The organism is Pseudobutyrivibrio xylanivorans DSM 14809 (assembly GCF_900141825.1).
GTDB lineage: Bacteria > Bacillota > Clostridia > Lachnospirales > Lachnospiraceae > Pseudobutyrivibrio > Pseudobutyrivibrio xylanivorans.
On the sequence record NZ_FQYQ01000003.1, the window covers coordinates 124785 to 141472 of the forward strand.

Sequence of the window (16688 nt, forward strand, 5' to 3'; positions counted from 1 at the left end):
TCAATTTCCTCTTAACTCTCTAAGTTTTGCTGCTTTATCTTCTGCCTTCATCAACGTCTCGCCAATAAGGACCGCATCTACTTTGGAATCCTTTAGAAGCTTTATATCTTCTGGTCCCTTAATACCACTTTCTGATACGAATATCACATCCTTTGGAACCATTTCTCTAAGGTTTCTGCTATTACCTGTATCTACCGAAAAATCCTTTAAATTTCTGTTATTAACACCAATCAGGCGTGCCCCTGCTCTTATTGCCATTTTAACTTCGTCAGCATCATGCGCTTCCACCAAAGCACTAAGTCCCAGATTATCGCATATACGAATATATTCTCTTATCTGTTCTTCAGTAAGAATCGCACATATAAGAAGTACCGCCTTGGCTCCAAGAACCTTTGCCTCGTAAATCATATATTCATCTACAGTAAAATCTTTTCTTATACATGGAATCTTTACCGTATTTGCTATTTCTCTAAGATAATCATCACTGCCTAAAAACCATTTTGGTTCGGTAAGAACTGATATGCAGTCTGCTCCAGCCTTTTCATAATCCTTTGCTATCCTAAGATAATCAAATTCTTCTACAATGATTCCCTTTGAAGGAGATGCCTTTTTGCATTCACATATAAAACTGATACCTGGTTTCTTAAGGGCTTCTTCAAATTCGAAGCTCCCCTTTGGAAGACTTGTAGCCTTTTCCTTTAATTCCTCTAAAGAAACTTGCTTTTTTGCTTCCTCAACTCTATGCGTTGCATGCTGCCCTAGCTGCTGTAGTATGTTCATCTGCCTCTCCTGCTTTAATCTCATTGCTAACTAAAATAAATTTCTCTAATGTTTCAAGTGCTTTTCCTGAATCAATGATTTCAGCAGCCAACTTAATTCCCTCTGAAAAGCTCTCAGCTTTTCCACCAATAAAAAGTGAAGCTCCAGCGTTCAAAAGAACTGCATCTCTCTTAGCACCCTTTGCACCGTTTAAGATTTCTCTAGTGATCTTTGCATTCTCCTCAGGTGTGCCTCCCTTTAAGTCTTCCTTTGTACATCTGTTAAATCCAAAATCTTCTGGCTTAATTGTGTATGTAAGCAACTCGCCATTATAAATCTCACAAATTTTAGTAGGAGCGCTTAATGAAATCTCATCAAGCTTGTCCATACCATATACAACCATACCTCTCTTTACGCCAAGGCTTACAAGAACCTGTGCAAGTGGCTCAACTAGATACTCATCATATACACCAAGAAGCTGCATTGAAGGAGTAGCTGGATTTGTAAGAGGTCCTAAGATATTAAATACTGTTCTAAATCCAAGCTCTTTTCTGATTGCTCCTACATACTTCATTGATGTGTGATATTTCTGAGCGAAGAAGAAGCACATTCCTACTTTATCCAATAGCTCCACACACTTTTCTGGGTCCTGCTGGATATTTACACCAAGTGCTTCAAGACAATCGGCTGTTCCACAAAGTGAAGATGCTGCTCTGTTTCCATGTTTTGCAACTTTCATTCCACCAGCAGCTGCTACTAATGCAGAAGTTGTAGAAATATTAAAGCTGTGCGCATTGTCTCCACCAGTTCCAACTATTTCAAAAACATCCATACCAGTTTCTACTTTCAATGCATGTTCTCTCATGGCTGCAGCACATCCTGCGATTTCATCTGTTGTCTCAGCCTTTGCACTCTTTGTAGAAAGTGCTGCAAGGAAAGCAGCGTTCTGAGTCTGCGATGTTTCTCCATTCATAATCTCATTCATTACCTGATAGGCCTCATCATATGTAAGGTCTCCTTTGTTTACGATTTTTACAATTGCTTCTTTTATCATTTTTATTCTCCTTTCTACTATTGAGCAGCATCCTGTTTTTTTATGCTCCCGCAGGCCACCTTCCATACTTCGCTAGGCAACCTCCCCTTCGGGTTCCTTCCTAGCTTGCATGGAGCCTTCCTGCTCGCGCTTACCTAGTTTTTCTAGCCGCTCTAAACTAAAAAGTCCTTGATAGAAACGCTAGGTTACGTTTCCATCAAGGACGAAAATTTTATTCCGCGGTGCCACCTTGAATTCATGAATACTCATGCTCTTACAGGATACTATCATATCCCTGACAACTAACGTATGTCTTACGTCGTGCAATACTCTAGCTAACAGCTATTTCCTCACGCCCTCAGGAGTCCATTCCCAAAACACTATCTTACTGCATCCCACCATCGCAGCTCTCTCTAAAGAATCATGTAGAGGTACTCTTCTCCCTCATCGGTTTAATACTTTATTATGTTGAAGTAAATATATCATCACAATTAGTATGTGTCAATACAATATTTCAGATTATTTTTAAAATAAAATCATGATTTACAAAAAATGGATCTTACACCTTCCACATCATACTTTTTTTGCAAGTAAACTTTTGTGATAAAGATACGAAAATCTACATAATGTGTATAATATTTTTTCACACTCAGATGATAATATCTAATTTAGGAGAGTGTATCTATGAATATAAAAGAGAAAAAAAGCAAAGATATATTAATAAGCGATTCCGGAATAACAAAGGATATACATACCAAACAGGCACGAGCTTTTGTACTGCTATGTAATATCCTTACCATTGCATTAATTATTCTTGGACTCATAGCGTTTATCAAAGGTGGTAACATCTAATGGAAACTCAATACGATTTCAAACGAAGAATTTATGAGGTGTTAGAAGTATCTTCTATAGGTGATATTTCTAGCCGCGCCTACGACAGGCTTATGACTGTAGCTATTATTGTAGGTCTTGTTCCTTTGACTCAAAAAGGAAATAACACACTCACTCTTATCATAGACATATCTGTAAGTATTCTGTTCATAATTGATTATATAGCCAGAATATATACTGCAGATTATAAGATGGGATACAAGAATTATAGAGCCTACATAGCATATATTTTTACACCTTTAGCGTTATTTGACTTACTGTCAATTTCACCTGTGTTATATATCTTCTTTCCAGTTTCAACCATAATTTCTCTATTTAGACTTTTTAGAATCTTTAGGGTTCTCAAGCTGGTTAGATACTCAAAAACAATGATTATCATTGCTAATGTAGTGAGAAAAGTTAAAGCACAGCTTTTGGCGGTACTAATACTTATCATCGTTTATATAGTGGTATCAGCTATGTTAATATATCAGCTGGAACCAGACCTATTTGATACATTTTTCGATGCTCTATATTGGGCGACTATTTCAATTACAACTATCGGATATGGTGATATATCTCCTGTCACACCGATAGGCCGATTTATAACAATGATTTCTGCGTTAGTAGGAATGGCTGTCATTGCACTGCCGACTGGTATTATCACAGCGGCTTATATGGCAGAAATTACCAAGAAAAAAAGTAAATATGAGTTATAAATTCAATACACAAAAAAGGCACTGCATATGCAGTGCCTTTGCTAATTCAAAACTATTTCTTAATTGAGCTCATGAAATCTGGCATCTTAATGTTGAGCTCTGGAACTGAGCTCTCTGTAGGAGCCACTGGTGTAACTGGCTTCTGAATAGATGGTGTAGGTGTAACAGGTCTGTTAACTACTGGTGTAGGATTTGTAACACCTGCCTGACCAGCTGGAGCTACTGTACGCTGCATGCTAGCAAGTAAATCTGCGCTAGACTGTCTAGGCTGTGAGTTGTAAACCATACCAGCAGAATTGCGGAATGCACCTGTTGGTGTAGAAACTGGCTCACCAAGACCTGTAGCAATAACTGTAACAGATACTTCGTCGTCCATAGTCTCATCAACTGTGATACCAAGGATGATATTTGCATCTGCACCTGTCATATCCTGAACATAAGATGTAGCCTCGTTTGCATCATTAAGACCAACATCACCACAGATATTAACGATAACATCTGTAGCACCCTGGATGCTTGTCTCAAGAAGTGGAGAAGCAACAGCTGCCTTAACAGCCTCAAGAGCCTTCTCATCACCCTTTGCAGAACCGATACCTACATGTGCTAAGCCCTTATCCTTCATAACAGTCTGAACATCTGCGAAGTCAAGGTTAATAAGTGAATTCTTTGTAATGAGATCTGTGATACCCTGAACAGACTGATGAAGTACCTGATCTGCCATACGGAAGCTCTCTCCAATACCCATAGACTTGTTGCAGATTTCAACAAGCTTCTGGTTAGGGATAACAATAAGAGTATCCACACTCTCCTTTAATCTTTCAATACCATTAAGGGCATTGTTCATACGTGGCTTTCCTTCGAACTGGAAAGGCTTAGTAACGATACCTACTGTAAGGATGCCCTGTTCTTTTGCGATTCTTGCAACAACTGGAGCAGCACCTGTACCAGTACCACCACCCATACCACATGTGATGAATACCATATCAGCACCCTTAATAGCTGCTGAAATATCCTCTGCACTCTCCTCAGCAGACTTCATACCTACCTCTGGATTAGCGCCAGCGCCTTTTCCACCTGTTGTTTTCTCACCTATAGCTAAAAGAGTAGGCGCTTTGCATAAATCCAACGCCTGCTTATCAGTGTTGATGCCAATGAACTCAACTCCCCCAATTCCCTCTTCAACCATACGCTTTACAGCATTATTGCCGGCGCCGCCTACGCCTACAACAATGATTCTGACAGGAGCCCCTGTCTCGTCAGTCGTAATGTTAATCAAAACTTTATCCTCCTTATTATTAAACCTCAAGGGAGGTTAAACAAATTCTCTAATACCAAAATACTATATATAATATTATATTTTTTCACTCTATTTATCAACCGTTTTTTATCAAAAAAAGTTAATTTTCTTCCTCCGCAGAGTCCTTTTCGAATACAATATCTGTGCTGGAGCTGGAATAATTCTCAAGATGTAGTGTTCCAACCATTCCTTCCAACTGTGGCAGTATACGCAGTGCTCGGTCTATCTTCTCTTCCAGATAAACACTACTTCCAAGAGATATATTATAGGTGTCATATGACAATGTAATACGTCCATCTTCATCATATGAAACCACATTTGGCATCAAATCATTTTTATTTAATATCTTGATTAATGAAGTGAGATATCCTATCTGTTCCTTTCCTATTGGAAGCTTGACTCCAATTTCTGGATCTTCACAGTTTACTCCCTCCACCTTCATGTATCCTCTATCCACAAAGGTCTCGCTAATCTCGACTATTTCTCCACTATAGTTAAAGTAGATGTACTTTCCATCCTCCTGAGGGATATATCCAAGAATCTTCTTCTCATTACACACAATTGTAATTGAGTTCATGCCTGTGAGCTTAACATCAAAAGACTCAATAAATTCCGCATCCCCCTTTGGAAAGAGTTTATTCTTTCCGTATGCATAAATAGCGTTGCCGGAATATTCATCATCTAGAATATAGTTCTTTATCTCATCAGGTGTGTAAAGATCCGTTCCCTCCACAGAAAGCTCCTTTATTGGGCAAAGGATGTACGCTCCTACTGCCAGTAAGGATGCCACAATAACTATAGCTAATATTAACTCTATAAGAATAAGCAAAAAAGCTTTTCTACGTCTTCGACTTCTTTTACTCATATTCCTCCGAATCAAAATCCATATTCTTAGAAACACTAAGGGCTAATCCAAATTCTGATAATAGAATAGCTACCGATGTACCACCATAACTTATCAGCGGAAGAGATACACCTGTATTTGGAATAGAATTGGTAACAACTGCAATGTTAAGTACAACCTGAAGTGCAATGTGAGCCATAATCCCTATGCATATATATGAGCCAAACATATCCTTAGCATGCGTTGCAATAAACAGTAATCTGTAGAGAAGAAGGATGTATAAAAGAATGATACAAACCGCGCCAAATACACCTAATTCTTCACAGATAATAGAGAAAATCATATCATTCTGAGCCTCTGGCACAATATACTTCTGCATGCTGCCACCCAGGCCTTTTCCAAACAATCCTCCACTACCGATAGCGTAGAGTCCCTGAAGAATCTGGAAACCAGTCTCTTCGATATAAGCCTCTGGATTTAGCCACGCTGCAATACGCTGTGCTCTATAACTTACAAAATGGATTGCCAAAAGACCAAGGAAAAAGAATCCAGCACCTGCAAGAAAAAATGGCCTGTATTTTGGTGACGCAACAAATGTCATAACAAATGCAATTCCTGCAATAATAATGGCCGTAGATAAGTTATTGTATGCAACTACACCTAAAACCGGTATAGTAAGAAGCAATGTGCGTATAGTTCCCTGAACAGTACGCTGCTTTTTTGGTGCCCTGTCAATAACAAAGGCAATTAGCAAAATAACTGATACCTTTGCAATCTCCGACGGCTGAACAGAAACTCCGGCAATATTAAGCCAACGGCTAGAACCATTTAATTCCGTACCTACAAAATTAACCATTAAGCATAACACAAAGGCTATAGTATAAAATGGAATAACAAAGGCGCTCCACCTTCTGTAATCAACCTTAGTAAAAAAGCTCATGCCAATAAATCCAAGACCAGCTGCGAACATCTGCTTTTTAAGATAGTAAATGGAATTTCCAAATTTAAGAGATGCTGCATAAGCAGAAGTACTGTAAAGCATAACCAGACCGAAGGCTAAAATAAACACAACGATAAAAAGCAGAGTGTAATCAAAATTCAATAGCTTTTTTAATTTTTTTCGTTGTCTGGCCTCTCTTCTCGAGGCGGCCAGCTCCTTGTCTCTTTTCATAAAACTAAATTAACTCCCCTATACCAAAAAATATGCAAATGTGCATAAGAAAATTGTAACTGTAGTAAACACAGCAACAACCTTAACCTCAGACCATCCACCAAGCTCATAGTGATGATGAATTGGTGCCATTCTAAAAATTCTCTTTCCACCTGTCATCTTAAAATATCCCACCTGAAGAATTACTGAAAGAACCTCTGCAAGATATATAAGTGCTACAACAATGATAAAGATTGGCATCTGTAAAGTATATGCTACAGATACAACAAATGCGCCAAGTGCAAGTGAACCTGTATCACCCATAAAAATCTTTGCTGGGTGGACATTAAACATTAAAAATCCAAACAATGCACCAATCATAGCTGCAATTGCTGGAGTAATATCTGAAGAAAGGTGAATAGCTACAAGACCCCAAAATCCTGCAATTGCAAGTGTAACTGAAGTTGCAAGTCCATCAAGACCATCTGTGAAGTTTGCACCATTAACTGTTCCAAGAACTGCAAGGAAAAGAAGCGGTACTGAAAGCCAGCTGATATCAACAAATGCTCCTGTAGCTGGAATTCTAAGCTCTAGTGATACATCCGAAAACTTTACCATATATACAGCAAAACCTGTTGTTAAAACAATCTGACCAAGCATCTTCTGCCATGCCTTAAGACCATCCGAACTACGCTTCAAAGCCTTGAGTAAATCATCTACAAAGCCAAGTACACCGAAGCCTACAGTAAGAAAAACAATTGGATAGATGTGTGGAGCTGTTCTTGCAAAAAACAGACCAACAACTGCAAAAGCAATAAGAATCATTATACCGCCCATGGAAGGTGTTCCGTTCTTAGCCTTGTGCTCCTTGATGTACTCACGCTCAGTGTTTCCCATCTTAAGACGTCTCAAAAGCGGAATACATATAGGACTAAGCGCAACTACTATAAAAAATGAAATTAACATAGGTAAAAAAACTTCTAACATAATAAAACTCCTTAATTGTTCTCTTCTTCGTTACCATTGTCTGGTGTTACGGACGGGTCGGCTGTAGATTCGCCGCCCTCTGGAGTATCTTCCGCTACTCCTTCATCTGGTTCGCTCTGCTGAGCGGCCTCTGTAAGTGCTGATGCTGCAGCAGCCTCCTCCTCTTCTGTAAGGGATGACTCCACCCCCATATAAGGTAATGCCTGTTCGAAAATATTGTGTACAATTTCCTGTGCGAAGCTACTGTGGGCCTGATTGTCGCCCTCAGCACCTACACCAGGCTCGTCTACAATAACATATACAACAAGCTGAGGATTCTCCACCGGTGCAAAACCAATGAATGATACCAGATACTTGTGATTTCCTCGAGGAAGCTTCTCGGCAGTACCGGTCTTTCCACCGATAGTATAGCCATTTACTCCTGCTGTCTTTCCTGTTCCGTCAGATACTACGAAGTGAAGATACTCTTTTAGCATATCACTAACTTCTTTTGAAACTGTTTTCTTAAGAAGTGTAGGCTCTATCTCACTAACTGTGTTTCCATTTGAATCGGTTATCTTTTTAACCAAATGAGGTTCATATAAATTTCCACCATTTACCAAAGAACAAAAACCAGTTCCAAGCTGAATCATAGTTGTATTAAAGTTCTGTCCAAATGAGTTTGTTGCAAGGTTGATTGCTGAATGCAAATCATCCTTACTGTAAATCAATCCTGCTGTACTAGCCTCTCCAGTAAGATCAATTCCTGTCTTTTGACCAAATCCAAAAACTGACTGATAATCTGCAAATGTATCTGGGCCAATCACTCTTACCATCTGCATCAAAGCATCATTACATGAATTGGAAAGGGCTTCAGCTATAGTCTGTGTACCATGTCCGCCCTTTTTATGGGCAACACACTTGACAAGCTTTGGATAGCCAGAAATCATCTCACCACCATCACAAAAGTATGTCTCATTTCCGTTCAAAGCACCAGTTTCCAACCCCATAGCTACAGTGAATGGCTTGAAGGTAGAACCAGGCTCATAAGTATATGTAATTGGGAAATTCTGCCAGATTTTGTTGAGCTTATCCATCTTGTCATCTGTGGACATTTCTGCGATTTGCTCTTCTGTATAATACGCAGATAAATCCCTTGGATTATTCAAATCGAAGGATGGATACTGTGCCATAGCCAGAATCTCACCTGTATTAGGATTCATTACAAGAGCTGCAGTGTGAAGGGAACCCTGATATTCTGGTTCATCTGGATGATCAGCATTCCACTGTGCCATTGTTTTATCATTCCATTCCTTAATTGCATTTTCTGCAATAGTCTGAATGTTTACATCAAGTGATAAAACAATGTTGTTACCATTTGTAGCGTCGATAGTAGTCTGCTCTAAGTTACTGTCTGAATTAAGATAACCGTAGGTACGACCATTAATTCCATTTAATACATTGGAATATTTATTTTCAAGACCGATTACACCAACATTACCGCTACTAGCATAACCTATAGTGGCGGCCCCAAGACTTCCGTATGGATACTGTCTTACATATTCCTTTTCAAACCAGATACCAAAAACCTTTCCTTTGTTTTCTTTTGAAGCTTTCTTCTCTTCAAATGCAGCCATCTCTTCATAGGGAACCTTTTTTGCCAGAACAAAATATGCTGATTTTGGATGTTTCTCAAGCTGAGTTCTAATCTTTTCTTTATCTATTTCAGGAAAGCATTCTGCTACAAGGTTTACCGTAGCTGTAATACAGCTATCCTTATTTTTATCCTTAGCTTTCTTTTCATTTTCATTAAGCACCTTGCTATCAAGAATAACGTTGTAAACATCCACACTGGTAGCAAGTACTGTTCCTCTGGTATCAACAATGTTTCCTCTTTGAAAAGGAATAATCGTGCTGTCGTATTTTTGCTGGGCTAAAACAATCTTTTCGTATTTATCTCCGCTGGTGTACTGGATGTACATAATACGACCTATTAGAACAACAAAAAGAATACAAACAACTCCAAAGACCAGCCAGAGTTTTCTTTGCATTCTTTTTAAGATTTTTTTATTTGGTTTTATTCTTCTTCGTTTTTTATTACTAGGCATTATGCATTATCTTCCTATGGTATATCCTTGTACTGACTCATGTAGTCAGCACCATCTATACTATAATACACTATTTGGTTGCTGGTTGCATATACCATTCCCAACTCATTTATTGCCTTGTCTTTTATATCCGAAAGATTGGTATTTGTAGCAATTCTACTCTCTGCTGCGTTGTTATCTGCATTGATAGTAGAAAGCTCATTTTCCATATCTGCAATATGGCTCATTCTTGTTGTAACATTAGTCTGAAGAGAAACATAGCTAACTAACATAAGGCAAGTAAGTATAACTGCCATAATCATATAGCCTGTTAACAATCTATTCTTTCTAAGTGCGGCCGCACGTCTTCTATCTGTAATCTTTTGACGACGAATGGCATCTTCTCTCTTCTCCCTCTCACGCTGCTCACGTGTAGGCAGACTTCTAGCCGGACGCATCTGATATTCAGTCTCTTTGCGGACGGCGTTGCCATCGTTGTAGTAGTAAGTCTTTAATTCCTGCATATCTCTATTCCTCTATCCCAACTAGCAATTAAAACTAGTAATATTTCTCTTATTGCTTAGGCTTCGTCACCACGTTCGAATACTCTAAGCTTTGCACTCTTCGAGCGAGAGTTTGCCTCCAGCTCCTCATCACTAGGTAAAATTGGTTTTCTCGTAACCACCTTACCCTTTGACTTTTTTCCACATACACAAACCGGAAAATTCTTTGGGCAGGTACAAGGGTCCTCATTCCTCTTAAAGGCAACCTTTGTAATTCTGTCCTCCAATGAATGGAAGGTGATGATGCAAAGTCTTCCACCTGGATTAAGTAAATCGATCATGTCATCTATATGATCTTCAAGAACTGTTAGCTCTCTGTTTAATTCAATTCTAAGAGCCTGATAGGTTCTCTTAGATGGATGTCCCTGACCAACCTGAGCTTTCTTTGGAATACTTTCGGCGATAATTTTATTGAGCTGACCAGCTGTAAGTATTGGAGCCTTTTCTCTCTCCTTAATAATGTTCTTAACAATCTGCTTAGAGAACTTCTCTTCACCATATGTGTATAGGACTCGGGTTAAATCCTCAGCTGAATAAGTATTAACAATGTCAGCCGCCGTCATAGGATTATCCTTGTCCATACGCATATCCAAAGGAGCATCCTCAACTCTGTATGTAAATCCTCTGTCTGCCTCATCAAGCTGGAAGCTGGAAACACCAAGGTCGAGCATAATGCCATCCACCTTAGTAACGCCAAGCTCAGCAAGACGCTCCTTCATGAATTCATAGTTACTATGAATTCTGGTGACCTTATCCCCGTAGCAAGCAAGCCTCTCCCCAGCTGCCTTCAGGGCGTCGGTGTCCTGATCAAATCCGTAAAGATGTCCTGTAGTAAGATGACTTGCAATTTCAAATGAATGGCCGCCACCCCCTAATGTTCCATCAACATAAATTCCGTCAGGCTTAATATTTAAATTGTCCACTGTCTCATGTAAGAGAACTGAATAATGATTAAATTCCATTTAACTCCTTAAATTCCAAGGCCTAATTCAGCCATATGCTCTGCAATTTCATCCATATCGTCATAGGTACCTTCCTCTATCCAGCGCTCCTTAGACCAAATTTCAATTCGGTTAAGAACGCCAACGGAAACAACCTCTTTATCAATTCCAGCATATTCTTTTAATGTGGCTGGAATAAGTACTCTTCCCTGCTTATCAATGTCGCATTCTGCAGCTCCTGCAAAGAAGAATCTGGAGAACTTTCTAGCATCCTTTGTGGTACGTGGAATCTCGCGGAACTTTTCCTCGATAGTCTGCCATTCGCTAAGTGGATAAACGAAAAGGCAACCATCAAGTCCCTTAGTGGCAACGAAGTGATCTCCCAACTGCTCACGAAACTTAGCAGGCATAATAAGACGGTTCTTCGCGTCTAAATTGTGACTGTATTCGCCCATGAACATGAGACACTTCCTCCTTTCTAAATGGTAGACTGTCTCCACATCCACCACTTTATGACACTTTTGTTCCACTTTCCTCCACTTTTAACTACATTCTAAACCAAATCACAGTTCTATGCAACCCGCGAAGCCCGTAAAATCAATATTCCCCACATGTGGTATAAAGTGGTGAGCTCTCCCACTATTGGCACAAAATATGCTAAAAAAGACATAAAAAAAAGACATCGGAAGCACCGATGTCGAAGATTGTATCTAAAAAAATACAATTTTATTTAATTTTCTTTCAATTTTTTCATGTTATATACATACAATCCTGTTCCAAGAACAATCAGAATCGCAGCCAACGCCTGGGATACTGGGATGTTTGTTCCCCAAAGCTTAAGCTGATCTGTACGTATACCTTCTATCCAGAAACGTCCCGCTCCATATCCTAAAAGGTATGTAAAAAATACTTGTCCATGAAACTTCTTTTTTCTTATCATCAGGAACATGATGATAAACAAACCTAGATTCCATAAAGACTCATAGAGGAACGTAGGATGTACGGAAATATAATCCACTCCGTTTATCTGCACAAGGTTTGTAAGCATCTCAGAAGTAACATCTGACTGGCTTCTAATAGAATTAATTGGCAGAAGCATAGCAAACAATCCATCTGTATACTGTCCGAAGACTTCTCTATTGAAGAAGTTGCCCCAGCGGCCAAATATCTGACCAATAACAACTCCGCCAATGCAAATATCCATTACCTGAAGGAAATTATGCTTTCTAATCTTACAAAGCACAGCCACCGAGGCGATACCAGCAAGAACACCACCATAAATTGCGAGACCACCCTGCCTGATATTGAATATGCTCAGGAAATCATCCTTATAATATTCCCAGGCAAAAATAACATAATACAATCTGGCTCCTATCACTCCAACAATAATAGTGATAATACAGATATCCAGAAATCTGTCTTCGTCAAAGCCCTCTCGCTTTGCCATTTTAAGAATGTAAGTAACCCCAACCAGCATACCGATAGCGATAATTACGCCATAAAACGCAATGAAAAAGGACCCGACGTGGAATCCTTTTTCAATATTGTTTAAAGTGATATGAAGATTTGGAAAAATAATGCTAGAATCCAAAATTATGTCTCCTCTATTCTGCGTCGCTAAACAACTGGTAAATTTCAATCTTTAGCGCATCTGTATCTGTCATTCCAACAAAAATACAGCCATACTCATAGATGTCGCCATCAAGCTTGTTTGAACGAACAACCTTAAATACGGAATCAATGGTTTCCTTAGTCCAAATCTGAATCTTCGCATCAAAACATGCACCAATTTCAAATTCAACATTAGGAACCCTAAAAGCTAAACCTGTCTTCGAGATATTGGTAACCTCAACTTCCATGTACTTCACGGTTGTTATGTTGGCTTCATCAATTCGCTCGATTTCAACCTTTACACCAATGTCTAAACGTTTGCTTTTTCTTTTCTCCTCCATCTCATGCCCCCCAATACATTAATTAGTAGTTACCCGTTTAAGCTTTAAGATTTATCCCCTTATTCTTAAGCTTCTCAATAATCTCGTCAACTACATTCTGAACCTCGTCATGTGTAAGAGTACGCTCATCATCCCCAAAGAGCAATCTTACGGTAATTGACTTGCTATCTCCATCTGAATAAACGTCAGATACACCGACCTTCTTCAAGATATCCTTAGCACTTTCTTTTATTGTATCATTTATTTCTGAAAATTTCTCGGCAATAAATGATAAATCTACTTCAATTGATGGATATTTTGATGGTTCTTCATATTTTATTGGCTCTGGATTGATATCTGAAAGAGCTTCAACATCGATTTCTGCAAATACGATAGCCGCTTTCTTATCAATCTTCTTTGAAACTACTGGATGAGCAACGCCAATTTCACCAATCTGAACACCGTCAAGAATAAGGGCATTAAGATTCTTTGGATGCTCATATGAATGTGTAGCTTCAAGCTTCTTATATGTAAGAGCCTTATTTCTAACATCATCTACTGTCTCAGCGATCATATCGCGAAGCTCAAAATAAAGTTTCTCAAGTGACTTTGTCTTTGAGAATAATGTGATACAAAGTTTCTTCTTCTCATCGCAAAGGCCATCTGCCTTAAGTCCCTCAACAACGCGACCAACTTCGAAAATACCAAAATCAGTAGCATATCCTGTATTGTAATTAACCTGGCAAAGCTGTGTTGGAATCATTGAACGTCTAAGTGTCTCAATGTTAGGGTTTGTAGAATTTGCAAGCTTAACATTCTCTTCTACATCCATTCCAAGCTTCTTATATTCGTCAGCATACTGCCATACATAAGAATGAACCTCGTGGAGCTTAAATCTCTTAACAAGAATATCCTTAATTCTGTCTTCTACATTCTTTGTCTCGTCCATACGAACTGGGTAAAGAGGAGCAGCTGTTGTAACTAATTCAAAGTTATCATAACCGTAGATACGTGTAATCTCTTCGATAATATCTGCCTTTAAGCTGATATCCTTTGTAGCACGGTATGAAGGAACATCAACATGGAAGTTATCCCCTTCATGCTTAACCCCAAAACCTAAAGCTGTAAGAGTATCCACAATGTGCTCGTTTGTGATCTCAATACCAGTGTACTTATCCACAAAGTTCTTGTCAAAATCAAGGGCAACGTGTGGATAATGGAATGCATATTCATCAGTAAGCGCTGACACAACCTTTACTCCTGGATCGATATCAAGAAGAAGCTTCATGAATCGAGCAATAGCAACTGTTGTCATCTCAGGGTCAAGGCTCTTCTCGTAACGAGCAGAAGCGTCTGTTCTGTGAGCAAGACGAACTGCGCTCTTTCTGATTGAAGCAGCATTAAATGTAGCTGACTCAAGTGTGAGCTGTGTTGTATCCTCCACGATTTCTGAATCAAGACCACCCATGATACCTGCGATAGCAACTGGTGTGTTATCGTTGCAAATCATAAGAGTGTTCTCATCTATGTTTCTCTCAACACCATCAAGTGTTGTGAAAGTAAATGGCTTATCAAATCTCTTGATACGAATCTTGCCAACCTTTCTAGAATCAAAAGCATGCATTGGCTGACCCATTTCAAGCATGATGTAGTTAGTAAGGTCTGTAAGGAGATTGATTCCTCTCATACCACAGTAGAAAAGACGAATTCTCATATTCATAGGAGCAACGTTCTTTTCAACGTTTTCTACCTTGATTGAAGAATATCTCTGGCAAAGCTCATCCTCAATCTTAAGATCAATCTTTTCAAGATTATCGTACTTGCTTAAGTCGATTGTAGGGAGCTCCTTAAGTGGACGCTTTGCAATTGTAGCAAACTCTCTTGCGATACCGTAGTGCCCCCAAAGATCAGGACGATTTGTAAGTGACTTGTTATCAACCTCAAAGATAATATCGTCAATTTCGTATAAATCCTTGATATCTGTTCCGTTGGCAACATCTTCTGTGATATCCATGATGCCATCGTTATTGTCAGAGATTCCGATTTCTTTCTCTGAACAGCACATACCGTGTGACTCAAAACCAGCGAGTGGACGTGGCGCAATTGTAATTTCACCAAGCTTTGCCCCAACCTTTGCAAAAGCTGTCTTCATACCAACACGAACATTTGGTGCTCCACAAACAACATCTGTAAGCTTTCCATCACCAGCATCTACCTTTAAAAGATGAAGCTTCTTCGATTCTGGGTGCTCCTCTACTGACTTAATCTCAGCAACAACTACACCTGATAAATCCTCACCTTTATGGAAAATATCATTTTCAACCTCTGCTGTTGCAAGAGAGAACTTAGCAATAAGCTCCATCTTGTCGAGACCTGAAAGGTCAACAAAATCAGAGATCCAATTCATTGAAATAAACATTTATTCGTCCTCCCTTACTGCTCGTCATCTGTGAACTGAGCTAAGCTGTTAAGATTGCCGCTGTTCAAATCACGGATGTCCTTAATACCATATTTCATCATAGCAAGTCTTGTAAGACCAAGGCCAAATGCAAATCCAGTGTACTTCTCTGGGTCGATACCGCCCTCTTCAAGAACCTTTGGATGAACCATACCACATGGGCAAAGCTCAAGCCATCCTGAATGCTTGCATGAAGGACAGCCTTTCCCGCCACAGTTAAGGCAGTTGATATCAAGCTCGAAACCTGGCTCCACAAATGGGAAGAAACCTGGGCGAAGACGAACCTTAATATCTCTTCTAAATACTTCTGAAAGCATAGTCTTCATAAAGTAGATAAGGTTTGAAATAGAAATATCCTTACCTACCATAACACCTTCCATCTGGAAGAATGTATTCTCATGACATGCATCTGTAGCTTCGTTTCTGAAACAACGTCCTGGGAAGATAGCCTTAATAGGTGTACCATTCTCAAGAAGCTGCTTTCTATATTTCTTGTAAATAGCGTTCTGGGCAGCTGTAGTCTGAGACTTAAGAAGCTGACCATTCTCAAGATAATATGTATCCTGCATATCACGGGCAGGATGATACTTAGGGATATTAACTGACTCGAAACACTCGTAGTCTGTAACCACCTCGCTGTAATCCTCAACGGTAAATCCCATTGATTTAAATATAGTCTCGCACTGACGCTGAACAAGTGTGATTGGATGATAGCTTCCCTGATCAAAATGTTCTGGAAGGGAAATATCAAACTCTGGAACCTTATCGATTTCCTTCTGAAGCTCTAATGCTGCAAGCTCATCCTTCTTCTGAGCAATCTTGTCTGCAACAGTGTTCTTAAGCATGTTAATTTTCTGACCAAACTCTTTTTTCTCTTCCGCTGAGAGCTTGCCCATTTCTTTCATGGCAGCAGTAACGCTACCCTTTTTGCCAAGGTATGAAACTCTGATGTTCTCGAGCTCTTCAGAATTCTTAATATTCTGAAGTTCTGTCTCGAACTTGGCACTTAACTCTGAAATAATATCTACCATAGGTGGCCTCCCTAAACTAAATTCTCACTAAGTCAAAAT

Annotated in this window: 16 protein-coding genes and 1 other annotated feature; of the genes, 2 read left to right on the top strand and 14 right to left on the bottom strand. The window is 39.3% G+C overall.

The genetic code is table 11. The features are described from left to right. Together trpC and trpD are read right to left on the bottom strand one after the other, a co-directional pair. Window positions 1-780, bottom strand: a complete 780-nt coding sequence (gene trpC, locus BUA88_RS03675) for an indole-3-glycerol phosphate synthase TrpC (RefSeq protein WP_072912871.1) — start codon at window positions 778-780, stop codon at window positions 1-3. Continuing rightward, window positions 740-1813, bottom strand: coding sequence for an anthranilate phosphoribosyltransferase (gene trpD, locus BUA88_RS03680; protein ID WP_072912873.1), 1074 nt, complete (start codon window positions 1811-1813; stop codon window positions 740-742). Before trpD ends, trpC begins: the two co-directional genes overlap by 41 nt. A 195-nt stretch (window positions 1814-2008) precedes the next feature. Beyond that, window positions 2009-2249, bottom strand: a binding site (T-box leader). 227 nt (window positions 2250-2476) lie between these two features. Between trpD and BUA88_RS16135 the strand changes: the two genes are divergently transcribed. Further along, window positions 2477-2644, top strand: coding sequence for a hypothetical protein (locus BUA88_RS16135; protein ID WP_159430878.1), 168 nt, complete (start codon window positions 2477-2479; stop codon window positions 2642-2644). Further along, window positions 2644-3381 (top strand): ion transporter, encoded by a 738-nt coding sequence (locus BUA88_RS03685; protein WP_072912875.1) that lies wholly within the window; start codon window positions 2644-2646, stop codon window positions 3379-3381. The genes BUA88_RS16135 and BUA88_RS03685 overlap by 1 nt, the downstream gene beginning before the upstream one ends. 52 nt (window positions 3382-3433) lie before the next feature. Here the strand turns inward: BUA88_RS03685 and ftsZ are convergent, their stop codons facing one another. From ftsZ to BUA88_RS03745, 12 genes are all read right to left on the bottom strand, one after another. Beyond that, window positions 3434-4657: a cell division protein FtsZ gene (gene ftsZ, locus BUA88_RS03690; RefSeq protein ID WP_072912878.1), complete on the bottom strand. Its 1224-nt coding sequence runs from the start codon at window positions 4655-4657 to the stop codon at window positions 3434-3436. Between the two features lie 121 nt (window positions 4658-4778). After that, window positions 4779-5543: a cell division protein FtsQ/DivIB gene (locus BUA88_RS03695; RefSeq protein WP_072912879.1), complete on the bottom strand. Its 765-nt coding sequence runs from the start codon at window positions 5541-5543 to the stop codon at window positions 4779-4781. Further along, on the bottom strand, window positions 5536-6693 hold the full coding sequence (locus BUA88_RS03700; protein WP_072912882.1) for an FtsW/RodA/SpoVE family cell cycle protein: 1158 nt from the start codon (window positions 6691-6693) through the stop codon (window positions 5536-5538). The genes BUA88_RS03695 and BUA88_RS03700 overlap by 8 nt, the downstream gene beginning before the upstream one ends. 18 nt (window positions 6694-6711) lie before the next feature. Continuing rightward, window positions 6712-7659: a phospho-N-acetylmuramoyl-pentapeptide-transferase gene (gene mraY, locus BUA88_RS03705; protein ID WP_072912885.1), complete on the bottom strand. Its 948-nt coding sequence runs from the start codon at window positions 7657-7659 to the stop codon at window positions 6712-6714. 11 nt (window positions 7660-7670) lie between these two features. Next, window positions 7671-9746: a peptidoglycan D,D-transpeptidase FtsI family protein gene (locus BUA88_RS03710; RefSeq protein ID WP_072912887.1), complete on the bottom strand. Its 2076-nt coding sequence runs from the start codon at window positions 9744-9746 to the stop codon at window positions 7671-7673. A gap of 14 nt (window positions 9747-9760) precedes the next feature. Next, window positions 9761-10249, bottom strand: a complete 489-nt coding sequence (locus BUA88_RS03715; RefSeq protein ID WP_072912889.1) for a hypothetical protein — start codon at window positions 10247-10249, stop codon at window positions 9761-9763. Between the two features lie 56 nt (window positions 10250-10305). Next, window positions 10306-11250: a 16S rRNA (cytosine(1402)-N(4))-methyltransferase RsmH gene (gene rsmH / locus BUA88_RS03720; RefSeq protein ID WP_072912891.1), complete on the bottom strand. Its 945-nt coding sequence runs from the start codon at window positions 11248-11250 to the stop codon at window positions 10306-10308. A gap of 8 nt (window positions 11251-11258) precedes the next feature. After that, window positions 11259-11690, bottom strand: a complete 432-nt coding sequence (gene mraZ / locus BUA88_RS03725) for a division/cell wall cluster transcriptional repressor MraZ (protein WP_028246662.1) — start codon at window positions 11688-11690, stop codon at window positions 11259-11261. Window positions 11691-11959: 269 nt separating this feature from the next. Continuing rightward, window positions 11960-12820, bottom strand: a complete 861-nt coding sequence (gene lgt / locus BUA88_RS03730) for a prolipoprotein diacylglyceryl transferase (RefSeq protein WP_072912893.1) — start codon at window positions 12818-12820, stop codon at window positions 11960-11962. 13 nt (window positions 12821-12833) lie between these two features. Next, window positions 12834-13181, bottom strand: coding sequence for a PilZ domain-containing protein (locus BUA88_RS03735; protein WP_028246660.1), 348 nt, complete (start codon window positions 13179-13181; stop codon window positions 12834-12836). A gap of 37 nt (window positions 13182-13218) precedes the next feature. Continuing rightward, on the bottom strand, window positions 13219-15579 hold the full coding sequence (pheT, locus tag BUA88_RS03740) for a phenylalanine--tRNA ligase subunit beta (protein WP_072912895.1): 2361 nt from the start codon (window positions 15577-15579) through the stop codon (window positions 13219-13221). A gap of 14 nt (window positions 15580-15593) precedes the next feature. Further along, window positions 15594-16649: a phenylalanine--tRNA ligase subunit alpha gene (locus tag BUA88_RS03745; protein WP_072912897.1), complete on the bottom strand. Its 1056-nt coding sequence runs from the start codon at window positions 16647-16649 to the stop codon at window positions 15594-15596. Window positions 16650-16688 lie beyond the last annotated feature (39 nt).

Excerpts from the sequence above, each read along its gene's own strand:
- BUA88_RS03695 (WP_072912879.1), bottom strand. The coding sequence starts at position 5,543 with ATGAGTAAAAGAAGTCGAAGACGTAGAAAAGCTTTTTTGCTTATTCTT.
- BUA88_RS16135 (WP_159430878.1), top strand. The coding sequence starts at position 2,477 with ATGAATATAAAAGAGAAAAAAAGCAAAGATATATTAATAAGCGATTCC.
- mraY (WP_072912885.1), bottom strand. The coding sequence starts at position 7,659 with ATGTTAGAAGTTTTTTTACCTATGTTAATTTCATTTTTTATAGTAGTT.
- trpC (WP_072912871.1), bottom strand. The coding sequence starts at position 780 with ATGAACATACTACAGCAGCTAGGGCAGCATGCAACGCATAGAGTTGAG.
- BUA88_RS03735 (WP_028246660.1), bottom strand. The coding sequence starts at position 13,181 with ATGGAGGAGAAAAGAAAAAGCAAACGTTTAGACATTGGTGTAAAGGTT.
- BUA88_RS03715 (WP_072912889.1), bottom strand. The coding sequence starts at position 10,249 with ATGCAGGAATTAAAGACTTACTACTACAACGATGGCAACGCCGTCCGC.
- pheT (WP_072912895.1), bottom strand. The coding sequence starts at position 15,579 with ATGTTTATTTCAATGAATTGGATCTCTGATTTTGTTGACCTTTCAGGT.
- BUA88_RS03685 (WP_072912875.1), top strand. The coding sequence starts at position 2,644 with ATGGAAACTCAATACGATTTCAAACGAAGAATTTATGAGGTGTTAGAA.
- BUA88_RS03745 (WP_072912897.1), bottom strand. The coding sequence starts at position 16,649 with ATGGTAGATATTATTTCAGAGTTAAGTGCCAAGTTCGAGACAGAACTT.
- BUA88_RS03700 (WP_072912882.1), bottom strand. The coding sequence starts at position 6,693 with ATGAAAAGAGACAAGGAGCTGGCCGCCTCGAGAAGAGAGGCCAGACAA.
- rsmH (WP_072912891.1), bottom strand. The coding sequence starts at position 11,250 with ATGGAATTTAATCATTATTCAGTTCTCTTACATGAGACAGTGGACAAT.
- BUA88_RS03710 (WP_072912887.1), bottom strand. The coding sequence starts at position 9,746 with ATGCCTAGTAATAAAAAACGAAGAAGAATAAAACCAAATAAAAAAATC.
- mraZ (WP_028246662.1), bottom strand. The coding sequence starts at position 11,690 with ATGTTCATGGGCGAATACAGTCACAATTTAGACGCGAAGAACCGTCTT.
- trpD (WP_072912873.1), bottom strand. The coding sequence starts at position 1,813 with ATGATAAAAGAAGCAATTGTAAAAATCGTAAACAAAGGAGACCTTACA.